13 protein-coding genes and 1 riboswitch are annotated in these 17,334 nt (G+C 65.2%); of the genes, 5 read left to right on the top strand and 8 right to left on the bottom strand.

The features are described 5' to 3' along the window. Positions 1-8 precede the first annotated feature (8 nt). From LDO54_RS21065 to LDO54_RS21055, 3 genes are all read right to left on the bottom strand, one after another. Positions 9-815 carry a phosphodiesterase gene (locus LDO54_RS21065; RefSeq protein WP_224012605.1) on the bottom strand — a complete coding sequence of 269 codons (807 nt, stop codon included), beginning with the start codon at positions 813-815 and terminating at the stop codon, positions 9-11. 142 nt (positions 816-957) lie between these two features. Beyond that, positions 958-1,839 carry an intradiol ring-cleavage dioxygenase gene (locus LDO54_RS21060; RefSeq protein WP_224012604.1) on the bottom strand — a complete coding sequence of 294 codons (882 nt, stop codon included), beginning with the start codon at positions 1,837-1,839 and terminating at the stop codon, positions 958-960. Between the two features lie 238 nt (positions 1,840-2,077). Beyond that, entirely contained in the window at positions 2,078-3,052 is a 975-nt protein-coding gene (locus tag LDO54_RS21055; RefSeq protein WP_224012603.1) for a helix-turn-helix domain-containing protein, read from the bottom strand. 199 nt (positions 3,053-3,251) lie between these two features. Here LDO54_RS21055 and LDO54_RS21050 point away from each other — a divergent pair, with 199 nt between their 5' ends. Both LDO54_RS21050 and LDO54_RS21045 read left to right on the top strand, forming a co-directional pair. After that, the gene (locus LDO54_RS21050; RefSeq protein ID WP_224012602.1) at positions 3,252-4,028 is read left to right on the top strand and encodes an SDR family NAD(P)-dependent oxidoreductase; all 777 of its coding nucleotides are present in this window, start codon (positions 3,252-3,254) and stop codon (positions 4,026-4,028) included. 78 nt (positions 4,029-4,106) lie between these two features. Further along, entirely contained in the window at positions 4,107-5,645 is a 1,539-nt protein-coding gene (locus LDO54_RS21045) for an amino acid permease (protein WP_224012601.1), read from the top strand. A 45-nt stretch (positions 5,646-5,690) separates the two neighbouring features. Here LDO54_RS21045 and LDO54_RS21040 read toward each other — a convergent pair whose 3' ends face one another. The 4 genes from LDO54_RS21040 to LDO54_RS21025 are packed head-to-tail and all read right to left on the bottom strand — an operon-like array spanning position 5,691 to position 10,773. Then, positions 5,691-6,719 (bottom strand): FecCD family ABC transporter permease, encoded by a 1,029-nt coding sequence (locus LDO54_RS21040; protein WP_224012988.1) that lies wholly within the window; start codon positions 6,717-6,719, stop codon positions 5,691-5,693. Positions 6,720-6,736: 17 nt separating this feature from the next. After that, on the bottom strand, positions 6,737-7,741 hold the full coding sequence (locus LDO54_RS21035; protein WP_224012600.1) for an ABC transporter substrate-binding protein: 1,005 nt from the start codon (positions 7,739-7,741) through the stop codon (positions 6,737-6,739). Beyond that, the gene (locus tag LDO54_RS21030; RefSeq protein ID WP_224012599.1) at positions 7,738-8,544 is read right to left on the bottom strand and encodes an ABC transporter ATP-binding protein; all 807 of its coding nucleotides are present in this window, start codon (positions 8,542-8,544) and stop codon (positions 7,738-7,740) included. The genes LDO54_RS21035 and LDO54_RS21030 overlap by 4 nt, the downstream gene beginning before the upstream one ends. A 24-nt stretch (positions 8,545-8,568) precedes the next feature. Further along, positions 8,569-10,773 carry a TonB-dependent receptor gene (locus LDO54_RS21025; RefSeq protein WP_224012598.1) on the bottom strand — a complete coding sequence of 735 codons (2,205 nt, stop codon included), beginning with the start codon at positions 10,771-10,773 and terminating at the stop codon, positions 8,569-8,571. Between the two features lie 249 nt (positions 10,774-11,022). Further along, a riboswitch (adenosylcobalamin (AdoCbl) riboswitch) is annotated at positions 11,023-11,171 on the bottom strand. A 116-nt stretch (positions 11,172-11,287) separates the two neighbouring features. Here LDO54_RS21025 and zigA point away from each other — a divergent pair. Further along, positions 11,288-12,523 (top strand): zinc metallochaperone GTPase ZigA, encoded by a 1,236-nt coding sequence (gene zigA / locus LDO54_RS21020; protein ID WP_224012597.1) that lies wholly within the window; start codon positions 11,288-11,290, stop codon positions 12,521-12,523. 35 nt (positions 12,524-12,558) lie between these two features. Here zigA and LDO54_RS21015 read toward each other — a convergent pair whose 3' ends face one another. Then, positions 12,559-13,389: an oxidoreductase gene (locus tag LDO54_RS21015; protein ID WP_224012596.1), complete on the bottom strand. Its 831-nt coding sequence runs from the start codon at positions 13,387-13,389 to the stop codon at positions 12,559-12,561. 151 nt (positions 13,390-13,540) lie between these two features. Between LDO54_RS21015 and LDO54_RS21010 the strand changes: the two genes are divergently transcribed. Beyond that, on the top strand, positions 13,541-14,452 hold the full coding sequence (locus LDO54_RS21010) for an AraC family transcriptional regulator (protein WP_405044978.1): 912 nt from the start codon (positions 13,541-13,543) through the stop codon (positions 14,450-14,452). 620 nt (positions 14,453-15,072) lie between these two features. After that, positions 15,073-17,331, top strand: coding sequence for a two-partner secretion domain-containing protein (locus LDO54_RS21005; RefSeq protein WP_224012594.1), 2,259 nt, complete (start codon positions 15,073-15,075; stop codon positions 17,329-17,331). Positions 17,332-17,334 lie beyond the last annotated feature (3 nt).

Below are 17,334 nucleotides of genomic sequence, written 5' to 3'. Positions count from 1 at the left end.
CGTGAAAATCAGGCGAACGGCATCGGCCCCTCGAATCGCCCGATATAGCACAGATGCGAAACCGCGCTGCCTTCGCCATCGTCATCGCTCCAACGATGCAGCATGAACGCGGGCGGTTCGAGAAAGGAAGCGGGGTCCGCATCGGCTTTGAGTCGCAGTGCGATTTGCGTGGTCGTGCTCGTGCAGGTCAGAACCGGCACGCTGCCAAGACGCGTGTGCATCGAGCGATGCACGTGTCCCGCGACGATGCGATCGACATTGGCATGGCGCGCGACGAGATCGCGCAAGGGCCGCACGTCGGCCATGCCGTAGAGGTCGAGATAGGGAATGCCGGTCGCGAACGGCGGATGATGCATCGCGATCATGACGCGCCGGTGTGTGTTCGCGATGAGTTCGCGTTCGAGCCAGTCGAGCGACGCCGGACTCAATTCGCCATGGTGCAAACCGGGCACCGTCGAATCCAGCGCGAGCAGACGAATCGAACCCACGTCGATGCCGAAATGCAATTCGCCTTCGCGCGGCAGCCACGTTTGATCGGTAAAAGCCGCGCGCAGATTCTCGCGATGATCGTGATTGCCCGGCATGACCGCATACGGCAACCGCAGCGGCGCGAGCAGATCGCGCAGCATCGCGTATTCGGCGGGCGTGCCTTCGTCGGTCAGATCGCCGGTGATCAGCACGAAATCGGGCGCGGGATCGAGACGATTGAGCGCGTCGACTGCATCGGCGAACATCGCGTTCGAATCGACTAGATCCTGATAGCGCTCGCCGCGCGGCCGCACATGAATATCCGAAATCTGCGCAATGACGCTCACGGATTCCTCCCGCATGATTAGCCAGTACGTGTTTAAAACACCGGCAACGAAACGAGATTAAGCGGCCAAAAAAGCCTTTGCGCTTATTGGCCGCTATTGGTCGCTTTTCGTCATGCGAGGAGAACGAAGCGTCAAAGACGCGTCAGCGCGGCGGCGGACCGAAGCTCGGCTCGACCGGTTGCGGCGTGGCATCGGGATCGACGACCGCTTCCACGCGCGCGTGCAAATGCTTGAGGCGGCCATCGGCGGTGAACGGGTCCACGCTGGCGAGCATGGTCGAGCCGTGTTGATCGGTGAACACCGCGTCGTCGCGCTGCGTCGTGCGGCGGATGTCGTGCGCGCGATACGGTTCGAGTTGCATCAATTGCACCATCAACGCTTCCGGCAGAAACAACTGGCCGACATGCGAGACGTGCGTGCCTGGCGCGTGCTGCGCGTCGGGCGTACGGACCTTGAAGTGAATGTGATTCGTGCGCCCCGGATACACGCCCGGCACGATGGTCTCGAACCTCACCACGCCGGCACGATCGGTGTGCTGCATGCCGCGCAGGAAGGTCAGGTGATCGGTGGGACGCGGCGCTGGCGGCGGGCCGGGCGGATCACCCGGCGCACCGGGAAACTGTCCCGGCGGCAGACCCGGTGGATGACCCGGCGGATGACCGGCAAGCGCGCCGTCCGGCGGCATGCCGAACGGCATTCCCGCAGGCGGGCGGCCGTGCGCGCCCGAGGCGAAATCGGGCGGCGGCGGCATGGCCGCCATTTTCGTGTAACCGGAATAGATGCCCATCGCGTCGCATTGCCAGACGTCGACGGCCGCGCCCACGAGCGGCGCGCAACTTCGCTTGTCGGTGAGCACGATATCGAGCGTCAGCGGCACGCCGGGCTTGCCTTCGCGGATGTCGCTGCGCATCAGCGCGCCGTCGATCCAGTAAGGACCGACTTCCTGTTCGGGCGTCAGTTGGCAGGGCGCGGGGTTGGCGAGGGCGAGGGAACGCGTGTCGAGGACCGAAACGGTGGTGCCCACGGCGATGCTCAGTTTGATGAATTCTCGTCGTGACAGGCGTGATGTCATTGGTGTGCTGCAAGGTGCGGAATCTCCGCACTCTATCGGAGCGAGGCAGCATCGCGATTACATCGGCTATTACGTTTTATTGCTGATTCTTGCTGGTCGAAAGTTTCTGTCTGAGCGTGAGTTCGTTGCGAACGCATCGAATCGGCGAGACGTGAAAAACACTCCGACCCTCGCGCTGCCAAACCCGCTTCTATACCCGATTCCTGCGCCACGTCTCACTCGGCAACTCGCCGAACTGCTCGCGATATTCGCTGGCGAAATTGCCGAAATGCCAGAACCCCCAGCGCGTGGCGACCTCGGTCACCGTGGCGGCGTGCACGAGTTCCTTGCGCACGCGGGCGAGCCGCACCGCGCGCATATACGCGAGCGGACTGATGCCCGTGGTCTCTTCGAACGCATATTGCAGCGTGCGGCGGCTCGCGTGCATGCGCGCGCAAAGCTCGGCGACGGAGAGCGGACAATCGGGCGATCCTTCGACGATCTCGCGCACGCTGCGCACCAGTTGCCAGCTTCGCGCGATGCGGGCTTCGCCGCGTTCGTGCTGCGCGAGATCCGGGAAATCGCTGAGCGTTTCACTCAGGCCGAAAATAATGGCCTTTTCCAGCGCCATGACGCTTACGCGGTCTTTAAGCAAACGCGGCGCGCGGACCACGTCGTCGAGCAGCACGCTCAGCACGTCGCGGAATCGCTGTAGCCGCGCCGGCGCGATATTCACCACGCCCGCTTTCGCGCCGATGCGCGCGATGATCGATTCCAGTTGCGCGCGCGTGGCGAGATCCGTCACGGCGGCCGGTTCCATTTCGAGGTTGACGAACACGTGGCGGTCGGGCGAGAGAAACTCGAAGCCGTCCCGGCCGGAAAACACGTGCAGCGCGTCGAGGTGGCTCGTTTGCCCCGACAGCAGCGCGTGCCCTTCGAGCTGAAATGGAATGCCCAGCGCGAATTTATGACCGACCACGTCGCCGCGCTGATAGACCGTCCGGTTCAGCCGCTCGACCAGCACTTTCACGCCGCCCGCCATGAATGACGTGACCGAACCGTTGAACGTGCCGCGCGAAAGCTGGCAATAGCTCTGGTTCCATGCGTCGAGCAGCGCCGCCTGTTCGTCGACGCTGTGACAGTTCCGAAACTGGATGGCCTCGTTCGGCGAGTAGCCCGCTTCCATGAAGTCTCCCGGGACGGCCTCGGCTGGCCGCGCAAAGTGGCGATCGACCGAAAGGCGCCTGTGCGTCGCAGCAAGGGCGCTGCCGATCTTCGCGATTCCTGATTTTTACGGCAATTTTATTTTTTTGCCAAATTTGGATAGTGGCCGATTTTCGGTGCACCTAACTTGTGCGTACCGTGAATACGCATAGGAGCCGGGAATGACTGAAAGGGCAGGAAAGCTGGCGGGCAAGGTGGCGCTCGTGTCGGGCGGGGCGACGGGCGCGGGCGGCGCGGCGTCGCTGCTGTTCCATCGCGAAGGCGCGCGCGTGGCCGTGGTGGACGTCAATCGCGGCGCGGGCGAGGAAATCGTCGCGCGCATCCGCGCCGAAGGCGGCGTGGCGGATCTGTTCGTGGCCGACGTCTCGCAGCGCGCCGCCGTGGACGCCGCCGTGGCGGGCGTGGTCGAGCGCTTCGGCCGCATCGACACGCTGTTCAATCACGCGGGCAGCATCGTCGTGAAGCCGTTTCTCGACACCAGCGACGACGACTACGACTGGCTCATGAACGTGAACGTGAAAAGCATGTTCATGATGACGCGCGCGGTGCTGCCCCATATGCTCGAAGCGGGCAAGGGCTCGATCGTCTGCACGGCCTCGATCTCGTCGGTCGCCGCCACGCCGCTCGAAGTGCTGTATTGCACGACCAAGGGCGCGTGCGCGATGTTCGCGCGTGCGATTGCCGTGGAGTATCGCGATCGCGGCATCCGCTGCAACGCGGTGTGTCCGGGCTTCATCAACACGCCGCACGGCCAGCGTGAAATCAGCGCGCTCGCGCAATATGGTTTCGACGCCAGCGAAGCGGCGCTGTCGCTTCAGCAGGGCCGGCTGTGCAAACCCGAAGAAGTGGCGCAGGCCGCGCTGTTCCTCGCCAGCGACGACGCGAGTTTCATCAACGGCGCGCATCTGTTTGTCGATAACTGTTTTACGGCTGCTTGATACGGATTGCTGATACGGAATCCTGATTAAAGCATCACAAGTTCGACGTTTCCACCACCTCGCTCGAAGGATCGTCATATGGACGCGAATGCAATCGAACCGGCGGCCGAATCCGCCGATCATGATGTCTCGCTGTTGCACAAGATGGGCTACGCGCAGGAACTCTCGCGCCGCATGGGCGCGTTCTCCAACTTCGCGGTGTCGTTCTCGCTGATCTGCATTCTGTCTGGCGGCATTACGTCGTTCCAGATGGGATTCTCGGCAGCGGGCGGCGCGTCGATCGGACTGGGCTGGCCGCTCGGCTCGCTGTTCGCGCTCGTCGTGGCGGCGGCGATGGCGCAGATCGCCTCGTCGTATCCGACGGCGGGCGGGCTTTATCACTGGGGATCGATACTCGGCGGCAAGACGTGGGGCTGGCTCACCGCGTGGCTGAATCTGCTGGGCCTCGTGTTCGTGGTCGCCGCGATCAATTACGGCACGTACGATCCGTTTTTCCGCACGCTGATTGCGCCGATGTTCGGCGTGAATCCCGACTCGCTCGGCTGGTGGGATCAGACGATTTTCCTCACGCTGATTACGGCCTCGCAGGCGTTTCTGAATCATCGCGGCATTCGTATCACGAGCAAGATCACCGATCTGTCCGGCTACCTGATTTTCGTCGTGACAGTCGTGCTCGTGGTGTCGCTGCTCGCGTATTCGCCGGTGAAAGTGGATCTCTCGCGCCTCTACACGTTCACGAATTTCACGGGCACCGACGGCAGCGCGTGGCCGAAGCAGACGATCGCGATGGCCTTCCTCTCGGGCCTGCTGCTGACCGCCTATACGATCACGGGTTTCGATGCGTCCGCGCATACGTCGGAGGAAACGCACCAGGCGGCGCGCAACGTGCCGCGCGGGATCGTCGGCTCGGTGTTCTGGTCGACGACGTTCGGCTACGTGATGGTCTGCGCGTTCGTGCTCGTCATGCCGAGTCTCGGCGCGGCGGTCAAACAGGGCACGGGCTTTTTCCAGGCGATCCTCGCGCCGATTCCGACGCCGTTGCGCATCACGATCGAACTGCTGATGTTCTTCATCAATTACGCGTGCGGGCTCGCTGCGGTAACGTCGACCTCGCGCATGATGTTCGCGTTCGCACGTGACGGCGGATTGCCGGGATCGAAGTGGCTGCGCAAGGTGAATCCCGCGCATCGCACGCCGGGCGCGGCGATCTGGACGTCGGCCGTGCTCGCGATTGCCGCGACGCTGTATGGCGACGCCTTCACGGTGCTCAGCGCGGGCAGCGCGGTGTTTCTGTTCGTCTCGTATGCGATGCCGATTGCCGCCGGCATTTTCGCCGAAGGCCGCACGTGGACCGAGAAAGGGCCGTTTCAACTGGGCAAATTGTCGAAGCCGTTTGCGATTGCGGCGGTGGGCGGCGCGCTGATTCTCGCGTATGTCGGCATTCAGCCGCCGAACGAGAAAGTGCTCTATCTGATTGTTTCCCTGCTGCTCGTGCTGCTCGCGATCTGGTATGTGGGCGGCGTGCGCAATCGCTTCTCGGGGCCGCCGATTGCGAAAAATTCGAGCGAGCGCGAGCGGGAATTGAATCTCGCGGAACGCGAGATCGGCGCTAAATAAAGTGTGAGTTCAAGACGCATCGCCAGGTCGAATTGGCGATGCGTTTCACTTTCCGCGCCCAATCAGCAGCACAAAAAACACCCCGCCGAACAAACCCGTCACCACGCCGATCGGCAGATCGTCGGGCGCGATCAACGTGCGCGCGGCCACGTCGGCCCACACCAGCAGCAACGCGCCCACGAGCGCCGAGGCGGGCAGCACGCGCGCATGATCGGCGCCGACGAACCGTCGCGCGATATGCGGCGCCACCAGCCCGACAAAGCCAATCGCGCCGCTCACGGCCACCATGCCCGCCGTCAGCAACGAACAGACGACGAACAGTTCGCGGCGCACGCGCGCGACGTTCAGGCCGAGCGTGGCGGCCACCACGTCGCCGCTCATCAGCGCATTGAGTTCGCGGCGGCGCGCGATCAACAGCAGCAGTCCGCAGGCGACGAACGCGGCGGGCAGCGCGAGCAGATTCCAGCGCGCGAGGCCGAGTCCGCCGAGCGTCCAGAACAGCACCGAGGCCGCCGCGCGCTGATCGCCCACATAGAGCAGCAGATTCGCGAGCGCCATCAGCACGAAGGAAATCGCGACGCCTGCGAGCAGGAGACGCTGCGCATCGAGCCGCGCGCCGCGCGTGCCGCAGCCGATCACGAGCGACGTGGCCGCGAGCGCGCCGACGAACGCACACGCGGGCAAGGTCAGCGCGCCCCATGCCGCGCCGAGCCAGAGCGTCGCCGCCACCGCGCCGACGCTCGCGCCCGCGCTCACGCCGAGCAGATGCGGATCGGCGAGACGGTTCGACGTGGCGGCTTGCAGGACCGCGCCGGCCAGCGCGAGCGCAGCGCCGACCAGCGCGCCCAGCAGCACGCGCGGCAAGCGGATTTGCCAGACGATGGCGTCGATCATCGTGTTGATATGCGCGCCGCCCGCGAGGTGCGCTGCGATCGCGCGCATGACGTCGCCGGGCGCGATGCGCGCGGGTCCGAATCCCACGGCCAGCACGACCGAAACCGCGAGCGCGCACGCGAGCAACACGATCGACGTGAACGGCAGCGCGCGCGGCAACGTGAGGGACGGCGCGCTCATGCGCGAGCGACGCGTATTCATGGTGTGCCTCGTTGTGCCGCGTCGGCATGCGAGGAAAATGCTTCGGGATGCAAACCATGAGCAAGCGTCTCGACGGCCTTCGCGTTGCGCACGCCCGGCGTCGCCGCATCGTAGGGCACCACGATAAAGCGCTTTTCGCGAATCGCCGCGACGTTCGCGAGCGCGGGCAGCCCGAGCAGAAACGCTTCCTTCTGCGCGGCCGTCACCGCACCGTAATCGACGATGACGATCACCTGCGGATCGCGCGCGACCACGCTTTCCCAGCTCACCTGGGTCCAGCTTTGCGCGACGTCGTCCATCACGTTGCGGCCTCCGGCGACGCGGATCAGCGCCGTGGGCATCGCGAGCGCGCCCGCCGTGAAAGGCTTGTCCTCGCCGCTGTCGTAGACGAAGACGCGCGGCGGCGTGTGCGGCCTGGTGTTCAGCGCGCGGCTCACCTCGGCGACACTCGATTGCATCGACGCGATCAGCGTTTGCGCGCGTGCATCGACATCGAAAATCGCGCCGAGATTGCGCAGGTCGTTATACACATCGTCGAGCGATGCGGCCGGGCGCGGCATCACGTGCGAGCACGATTCGGTGAGTTCATACGTGGCGATATTGAAGCGCGCGAGCGTCTGCGGCGTGATCGGCCCGCCCACGCGCATGCCGTAATTCCAGCCCGCGACGTAAAGATCGGCGTGCGCGGCGGCGAGTGTTTCGAGCGACGGATAGCGCCGCGCGAGTTCGGGCAGACCGAGCAGCGCGGCCTGCAACGCGGGGTCCGCCGTCTTCCAGCCGCTGATGCCCGTATAGCCCGCCATGCGCGTGCGCAGGCCGAGCGCGAGCATCATCTCCGTGAGGTTGACGTCGTTGCTCACGGCGCGCTCGGGCGCGTGCGTGAACGTGACATTGCGATTGCAGCTGCGCACCGTGACGGGATAATGGTCCGCGTGCGCGGCGGCGCTTGCGCACGCGAGCAGCAGCGCCATGCAGGCGGCGCGCCATCGATTCATCTTCATGCGTTCGACTCCGAATGAGGGGTAATGAGCGTCACGCGCGGACCGCCCGTGACCGGATGACGATCGACGATCGCATCGACGCCGTACACGCGCTTGAGCAGCGCTTCGGTCAGCACGTGTTCCGGCGTGCCGCGCGCGACGATCTCGCCCGCGTCGATCACGAACAGGCGGTCGCAGAACGCGGCGGCGAGATTGAGGTCGTGGATCGTCGCGAGCGTCGTGATGCGCTGGCGCTTCACGAGCGCGAGCAGGTCGATCTGATGGCGCGGATCGAGATGATTGGTCGGTTCGTCGAGCATCAGCACGCGCGGCGCCTGCACGAGCGCGCGCGCGAGCAGCGCGCGTTGGCGCTCGCCGCCCGAGAGCGTCGCGAAGGGGCGTTCGCGCGCGTCGGCGAGGCCCACGTCGAGCAGGGCGCGTTCGACGCGCGCGCGGTCGTCCGCGGTTTCGCCCGCGAGCGCGTGCTGATGCGGCGTGCGTCCCATCGCCACCACTTCCGCGACGCTCAGGCCGAAATCGTCGGGCGCATCCTGCAAAAGCACTGCGATGCGCTGCGCGCTCCAGCGCGCGTTGTGCGCCCAGACGTCGTCGCCGTCGAGCGTGATCGCGCCGCGTTGCGGCTTCGCGTAACGGAACGCGCAGCGCAGCAGACTGGTCTTGCCGCTGCCGTTCGGCCCGATCAGTCCGACGAATTCGCCCGGCTTCACGTCGATGTCGATGGCGCGCAACAGCGCACGCGCGCTGCGTTCGCCACGTTCATCGTGCGGCGACCAGTCGAGTCCGTCGATTTGCAATGACGTCATGATTCGGCATCCTGATGAAATGAATCAGAAACGCATCGTGGCCGTGACCCAGCCCGAGCGCGGCGCGCCGAGCAGCCATTCGCCGCCGTCGTTCTGCGTCGTCACGGCGTAGGTGCGGTTCGTGAGATTGCGCAGATAGAGCGCGAGCGTGAGATTGCGCGTGGCGCGCCACGAGGCCGATGCGTCGATCAGCGTGTAGCTCGGAATCGACACGGTGTTCGCCGTATCGCCGTAACGGCGGCCCACGTAATGCACGCCCGCGCCCGCGCGCCAACCCGGCGCGAACGCCCAGTCGAGCCACACGTTCGCGGTCTGCTGGGGAATGTTGTACGGCACATTGCCCGCGCGCGACACGCTCCGGCCGTTCACGCTTTCGTTGAAGTCGTCGTAACGCGCGCGCAGAAACGAGGCGTTCGCGTCGATCGACCAGCCGCCGCCCAGTTGCAGCGCGCCCGTCCATTCCACGCCGCGCGACGACTGCTTGCCCACTTGCTGCGTGAGATCGGGATTCGACGGATCGGTGCTCAGCAGATCGCGCTTGACGATCTGATAGAACGCGAGCGTCCACGACGCGCGGCCGCCCCACAGTTGCTGCTTGACGCCCGCTTCCCACTGCTCGCCGTTCGCGAGCGTGAAGTTACTGCTCGACTGCGAGAGCGTGACGAGCGTGCCCACGCCCTCGGCGCCCGTGGTGTATTGCGCGTAGAACGAGAGGTCCGGCGTGAGCGAGAACACGAGGCCGGTGCGCCAGCCCGTGTGCGCGAAGGTGCGATCGAACGACGACGCGGGACCGCTGACCGTGGCAAAAGTATCGCGGTGATAGTCGATGTGGTCGTAGCGCAGGCCCGCGACCCACGCGAGGCGATCGGTCAATTCGAGGCGGTTTTCCGCGTATACGGACGCCTGGCGCGTGCTGGTGCGAAATTGCGGCACGGTCGGATCGGGGCTCGAAAATACACCGGGATCGAAGCCGGTTTGAGGCACGATCGACGAGCCGTCATAGGGCGAGTTGCTGGTGTCGAGAAACGAAATCGCGTTGAAATCCGCGCCGACGACGAGTCGGTCCTGACGACCGAGCACGCGGCCGTCGAAGGTCGCGTCGAGCGTATCGCCGATCTGCCGTTCGTGATGCAGGATTTCGAGGTAGTCGCTGCGCAGCACGTTGCCGTCGCCCATCAGCGTGTAGCTTTCGCTGTCGCGCCAGTGGCGGTTCGTGAGCAGATAGTAGAGCTGGTTGCGCACGGTGATGCCGGGCGCGGCGCGCCATTGCGTGTTCAGGCGCGTCCACTGGTCGTAGTACGCAATCGACGCATTGCCGACGTTGTAGTTCTGGCGTTCGAGCGCGGGATCGAGCTGGCCGTTCGTTACCGGCACGCCGAAATAGCGCGCGGGCAGTTGACGCCCGTAGTCGTAATCGAGCGTGAACGAGAGACGCGGATTCACGTCTAGACGCAGCGCGCCGCCGAGCGCGGTCGTGTGCGATTCGCCGCGCGGCAGCCAGCCGTTGTTGCGGTCGTCGGCGAGATAGAAGCGGTAGGACAGCATCGGGCCGAGCGCGCCGGTCGTGTCGAGCGCCACGCGCTTTTCGCCGTAGCTGCCCACGCCGAGCTGGATCGTCGTGGCGTAGTCGCGTTGCGGCGCTTTCGGCACGACGTTGATGACGCCGCCGATGCCGCCTTCGCCGTAGAGCACGGTGGCCGGGCCGCGCAGCACTTCGATGCGTTCCGCCGACCACGTGTCGAACGGGAACGACACGGTGCCCGCGCCCGCGTACATGCGCAGGCCGTCGTAGAGCGTGGTGATCGATTCGGGGCCGCTGAAGCCGCGCACGGAGAGCGAGGTGCCGCCGTTGCCGGGCGCGGCGTCGGTGGCGAAACCGGCGGCGCGCGTGACGGCCTGGGTCACGTTGTTGTCGCCGCGTTCGGTGAGTTGCGAGCTGCCGATGGCTTCGACGCTCGCGGGCGTGTCGAGGCTGGAGAGGCCGAGGCGGCTGCCGGTGGTGAGCGGTGTCGCGAGATCGGGTTTGCCGGAGGCGGCTTTCGTGGCGGACGCGGCGTTCACGCGCACGGCGGGCAGCGTGGCGTTTGACGATGATGGTGCGCTGGCGTCGGGGGACGAAGCGGTGTCGCCGTCCGCGAAAGCGTGCGCGGCGTGGGCGAGGCAGGAGCAGGCGAAGGCGCCGCGCACGGCGAAGCGCCGCGCGCTGGAAAGCGGTGTGGATACGTCCATTCTTGTTCGGTGCGGTGTTGTTATGCGATGCGTGTAAGGCGCGAGCGCGCACGCAGGCCCGCGTCGAAGCGATCGACGCGAAAGCGAAAAACAAACAGAAAGCGGAGGCGCTGGGCCCGGCGGATCTAGGCGATGCCGATGCCGACGCGCGATACCGCGCGACACGTGCAACACGCGAGCGAATGGACGCTTGAGACGAGGGACGAGCGGCGAGCGAGCGCGCGCCGCGAGACGGCCGGTGCAGTCATGCTGATTTCTCCAGGGGTTTCGCGCCCCGAAAGTACGGTTGATGAGTGCCGATGCCCAGGTCTGACTTTCGGCGCGAAGGCCGATCACAGTGGCGCGACCGCGCTGGATTTGCACCAGCTTCCGGGCATGACGAAACGGAATTGTAAGCCACGCGGGCCGCCCGTTGACCTGTTTCCTTCGTTGCCGGTTTTGTCTGCGATGTTATAACATAACACTCATTAAGGCGGACACCCCGTTTCCCCACACTCGTCGAAGGAGTCATCCGATGGATTCACGCTTGCCGGTTACCGTGCTGTCCGGTTTTCTGGGCGCGGGCAAGACCACGCTGCTCAACCACATCCTGAACAACCGCGAAGGGCGGCGCGTCGCGGTCATCGTCAACGACATGAGCGAGGTGAACATCGACGCGGCGCTCGTGCGCAACGGCGGCGCGGAACTCTCGCGCACCGACGAAAAGCTCGTCGAGATGAGCAATGGCTGCATCTGCTGCACGCTGCGCGAGGACCTGCTGCTCGAAGTGAACCGGCTCGCGCGCGAAGGGCGTTTCGATCAGCTCGTGATCGAATCGACGGGGATTTCGGAGCCGCTGCCGGTGGCCGAAACCTTCACGTTCGCGGACGAAAGCGGCCAGAGTCTTTCGGACGTCGCGCGTCTGGACACGATGGTCACGGTGGTCGATGCGTTCAATTTCCTGCGCGATTACGGCTCGCAGGACAGCCTGCAGGTGCGCGGCGAATCGCTCGGCGACGAGGACACGCGCACGGTCGTCGATCTGCTGATCGAACAGATCGAGTTCTGCGATGCGATCGTGCTCAACAAGGTCGATCTGATCGACGACGCGGCGCTCGAACGGCTCATGGCGATCCTGCAGCGGCTCAATCCGCGCGCGCGCATCGAGGTCGCGGAATTCGGCCGCGTGCCGCTCGATCGCGTGCTCGATACGCGTCTGTTCGATTTCGAGGAAGCGTCGAAAGCGCCGGGCTGGCTCGCGGAATTGCGCGGCGAGCACACGCCGGAGACCGAGGCATACGGCATCGCGAGCTTCGTATGGCGTGCGCGACGGCCGCTGCATCCGCAGCGTTTCTGGGCGCTGATCAATTCCGAGTGGCCGGGCGTGGTGCGCTCGAAGGGCTTCTTCTGGCTCGCGAGCCGGCCGACGCACGCGGCGTCGTGGTCGCAGGCGGGCGCGGTGTGCCGTCACGGCATGGCCGGTTTGTGGTGGGCCGCGGTGCCGAAGCATCGCTGGCCGACCGATGCGGAATCGCTCGAATTCATCGAAGGCAACTGGGACGCGCATGTCGGCGACGCGCGTCAGGAACTCGTGCTGATCGGCATGGAGATGGACGAAGCAGGCTTGCGCGCGCGGCTCGACGCCTGCCTGCTCAGCGACGCCGAAATGGCCGAGGGGCCGCAGGCGTGGATCGCGTACAGCGATCCCTTTCCCGCGTGGGACGACGGCGCGGAGGACGAAGCGCGCGACGCCCACGAAATGCAGGGATAAACCGCGCGCGCTTGATCGTTGGATCGATCGTCCGCTCAACCGTCCGTCGAGATCGTCACGCTTTCCCACGCGCCGATCTCCTGCTCCAGCGCCGCGAGTTTGCCGCGCACGAGGCCGAGCGCATCGCTGCCGAGCAACAGATGCGCGGGCGGCGTCTCGGCTTCGATCGCGGCGAGCATCGCACGCGCTGCCTTGCGCGGATCGCCGAGTTGCTTGCCGCTCTTTTCCTCGCGCGCCTGGCGGATCGGATCGAAGATCGCGTCGTAGTCGGCGATCGAACGCGGCGTGCGCATCATCGAGCGGCCCGCCCAGTCGGTGCGGAACGAACCCGGCGCAACGGCCGTGACCGCGATGCCGAGCGGCGCGACCTCCTTGCCCAGCGTTTCGGAAATGCCTTCTAAAGCGAATTTGCTGCCGCAGTAATAGCTGATGCCAGGCATGGTGATGTACCCGCCCATCGAGGTGATGTTCAGGATGTGGCCGCGCCGCCGCGCGCGCATGAACGGCAGCACGGCCTTCATCATCGCGACTGCGCCGAATACGTTCACGTCGAACTGTTTGCGCAATTCCGCGAGCGGCGATTCTTCCATCACGCCCTCGTGGCCGTATCCCGCGTTGTTCACGAGCACGTCGATGGGGCCGACGCTCGCTTCGATGTCGGCGATTGCAGCGTCGATCGCGTCGAAGTCGGTGACGTCGAGCACGCGCGCCACGGCCAGCGCGTGCAGCGCCTCGAAATCGCGCTGGGCCTGCTCGCTACGCACCGTGCCGACGACGCGATGACCCGCCGCGAGCGCCTCCTGCGCGAGCGCGCGCCCAAATCCGCTGCTGACGCCCGTGATGAGCAGAGTTTTGCTGCTTGCCATTTCCGGTTCTCCCGATTCGTGACTGGAACGTGCATACTAGTCTTATGAATCGGACTGATTAAGCCAGAATCCGGTAATTTTCTTGCCTGAAACTATGAATGCGAAACGTGCTTCTTCTTCCCGCCAGGCCGCCGCGAACAGCCAGGACCGCATGATCGCGTTGCTGCACGCGCTCGCGCCCGACGAAGGCTACAACCTCACCGCGCTGCCGAGCGTGCGCGTGCTGCGCTCGAACCGGCCGCTCGCGCGCACGCCGGTGCTCTACGATCCGGGCATCGTGATCGTCTGCCAGGGCCGCAAGCGCGGCTATTTCGGCGATCAACTCTATCTCTACGATGAGCGTCATTACCTGGCCGTTTCCGTGCCGGTGCCGTTCAATATGGAAACCGACGCGAGCGAGGCGCGCCCGCTGCTTGCGCTTTATCTGCACCTCGATTTCACGCTGGCCGCCGAACTGGCGATGCAGATCGACCGCGAAGGTCCGGCGGAACCGGTGCAGGCACCGCAAAGCATGATGTCGACGCCGATGGACGACGCGATGCAGGCATCCGTGTTGCGTTTTCTCGAAGCGATGCATCGTCCGCTCGAAGCCGCCGTGCTCGGCCCGAGTCTGCTGCGCGAACTGTATTTCCGCGTGCTCACGGGCGCGCAGGGCAGTTCGATGCGCGAGGCGCTGGCGATGCGCGGGCAGTTCGGGCGCATCGGCAAATCGCTGCGGCTGATTCACGCCGGTTATGCGCAGGCGCTCGACGTCACGCAGCTGGCCGAGGCGGCGGGCATGAGCGTGCCGAGCTTTCACAGTCACTTCAAGACCATCACGCAGGTGTCGCCGATGCAGTACGTGAAGTCGACGCGACTGCATCAGGCGCGTCTGCTGATGGTGCGTCAGGATCTGACTGCGGAGGCTGCGTGTCACGCGGTGGGGTATACGAGCGCGTCGCAGTTTAGCCGCGAATTCAAGCGTCTTTTTGGTTTGACGCCAGCGGCGGAAACGAGGCGCATGCGTGAGAGTTTTGCGATTCCTGAAGCGTTTGATGATGCGGTGTTTGTTTCGTCGCATTGAAACGCGTGTTTCTCGCTGGGCGGCATCGGCGCGCGATTGTCGAGAACGCGGATTCTTTCCACGCTTTCTCGACGGATGCGAAGGAAAAGCGCGCGTGGATCACGGGATTTTCGGCGTCGGCATGGTGAGCGCCTGTGTGGTGTTGAACATTGGTTGACTTGTTTTGAGATAGTTCGCGAGTCATCGTTACGGACGCGCCCGCCTTGTGGCGCGACCCGATGGATGTGGGAGACTCGATGAACAAATATGTCGTGCAGTACACCTATCAGTACGCGGGCGTTCGCCGCCCGGTCCTTTCGACGATACGGATGGTCTCGGTGTCGCCGCATGCCGCACAGCAGGACGCATGGCCAGTCCTCCGAGGCCGGCATCCCGATGCGCATATCGCCATGAGAGGGGTCGTTCGACTCTAGTCGGGGGATGGGTGTGACTGGTGACTGTCCCGGTCTTGCGTGTTGTCGATGCGCCACGCGCGCGATGCCCCGCGCATCACATTCAAGTTAATTCTTTAAGCGAAATCCTAAAAAGCTGCGCGCACGCTCTGTTTAATGATTCTTGACGTGTTTTGAGAAAACCTGACTGTCAGGATCGCGTAATGAATCGTTAGCGAGTCCTGCACCGTGAATAACAGATACAGGCTGGTCTTTAGCCGCGCGCGCGGCATGTTAATCCCCGTTGAAGAGACCGCGAGCGCGAGCCGTAAATGCGGTGCGGGCGAGCGCATAGTCGTCGCAACCGTCGCTGCCGTTCTGCTGGTCGGCATTCCGGTCGGCTCGGGTAGCGCGTACGCACAGATCGTCCCGGGCGGGGCGAACGCGCCGAAGGTCCAGCAGACGGCGAACGGTTTGCCGCAGGTGAACGTGAACAGGCCGAGCGCGGCGGGCGTGTCGATGAACTCGTACAGTCAGTTCGATGTGCAGAAGAACGGCGCGGTGATCAACAACTCGCCGACCATCGTCAATACGCAGCTCGCGGGCTACGTCAACGGGAATCCCAACTACGCGGCGGGCCAGTCGGCGCGGATCATCGTCAATCAGGTCAACAGCGCGAATCCTTCGCAGTTGAACGGTCCCGCCGAGATTGCGGGCAAAGCCGCGACGTTTGTGTTGGCGAACCCGCAGGGGATTTCGATTAACGGCGGCGGCTTCATCAACGCGCCCCGGGTCGTCCTCACGACGGGCGTGCCGAATCTCGATGCGAACGGCGCGCTGACCGGCTATACGGTCACGGGCGGCAATATCACGGTCAGCGGCGCGGGCTTCAATGCGTCGAACGTCGATCAGGTCGATTTGCTCGCGCGCGCCGTGCAGGCGAATGCGGCGATCTACGCGAAGAACCTCAACGTCGTCGCGGGCGCCAACAACATCAATCACGACACGCTCGTGGCCACGCCGATTGCGGGCAATGGCGCGCCGTCGCCGGTCTCGATCGACGTGAGTCAGTTGGGTGGGATGTATGCCGGGAAGATCCTGCTTTCGTCAAACGAGTTTGGGGTTGGGGTCTCGAACGCGGGCGTGATCGCCGCGCAGGTGGGCGACTTCACGCTCTCGGCGGCCGGCGTGGTGACGCTCACGGGCAGGACGACGGCGAGCGGTAACGTGATCCTCAACGCGAGTCAGGGGATCAGCAACAGCGGGACGACCTACGCGCAGCAGTCGCTTGTCGCGAGTACGGGCGGCGCGCTGGCGAACAGCGGCACGATGGCCGCGCAAGGCGGGCTCGCGGCGAACGCGGGCTCGATCGCTTCGAGCGGCACGCTCGGCGCGGGCGTGAATGGCGATGGCGTCGTCACGCAACCCGGCGCGCTGAACCTCACCACGACGGGCGCGCTCAGCGCGACCGGAACGAACCTCGCAGGCGGCGACGCGCATCTCGCGGGCGCGAGCCTGAACCTCGCGGGCAGCGAGACGTCGGCGACGGGGAACATGACGCTCGCGGCGAACGCGGGCGACGCGAACCTCGCGGGCGCGAACGTCAAGGCAGGTCAGGCCCTCGCCACGCGCGCGAGCGGCGCCGTGACGACGGATCACGCGACGCTCTCCTCGGGCGGCTCTCAGACCCTCGACGCGGCGGCGCTCTCGAACCGGGCCGGACAGATTATCTCGGGCGGTGCGCTCAGCACGAACGTCGCGGGCGCGGCGAATAACACGGGCGGCGTCGCGCAGGCTGCGGGCGCACAGTCGATCAACGCGGGCTCGCTCGACAATACCGGCGGGCATATCCTCTCGCTGAATGCGGACGGCCTGAACCTCGTCATCGGCAGCGCGCTCGTCAATGGCGCGGGTGGCGTGATCGGCGGCAACGGGAACGTCTCGGCGAGCGCGAATACCTTCACCAATGTCGGGCAGTTCTCGGCGCTGCACGACGCTGTCATTCGCGCTTGGGGCTTCGGCAATAGCGGCAGCGTGACGGCGGGCGGCTTACTGAGCGCGAGCGCGACCGGCGCGCTGAGCAACGTCCTCGGGACGCTTTCGGGCGGGACCGTCAACGTTTCGGGCGCGTCCATCGACAACACGAAGGGCGATATCGACGGAACGAGCGTCAGCGTCGCGACGACGGGCGACCTCGTCAACCGTAGCGGAACGATTGCGCAGTCGGGCAGCGGCGCGCAGACGCTCTCGGCGGGCGGCAAGCTCGATAACAGCGCGGGCGGCAACATCGCCTCGAATGCGACGGATCTCTCGATCAAGGGCGCGTCGGTCGATAACGACAGCGGCGCGATCCAGCACGCCGGGACGGGCAAGCTCGACGTGAGCGCAACGGGGGCGACAGGTGGCGTCTCCAGCGTCGGCGGCAAGATCGCGAGCAATGGCTCGGTTGCCATCGCCGGGCAGACGGTCGACACGTCGCGGGGTAGCGCGACTGTTGATTTGCAGTAGAAA

Source organism: Paraburkholderia tropica, from assembly GCF_914484835.1.
Lineage (GTDB): Bacteria > Pseudomonadota > Gammaproteobacteria > Burkholderiales > Burkholderiaceae > Paraburkholderia > Paraburkholderia tropica_A.
The sequence above is the reverse complement of the archived record's forward strand: the minus strand, read 5'-3'. Positions and strand labels throughout refer to the sequence as shown.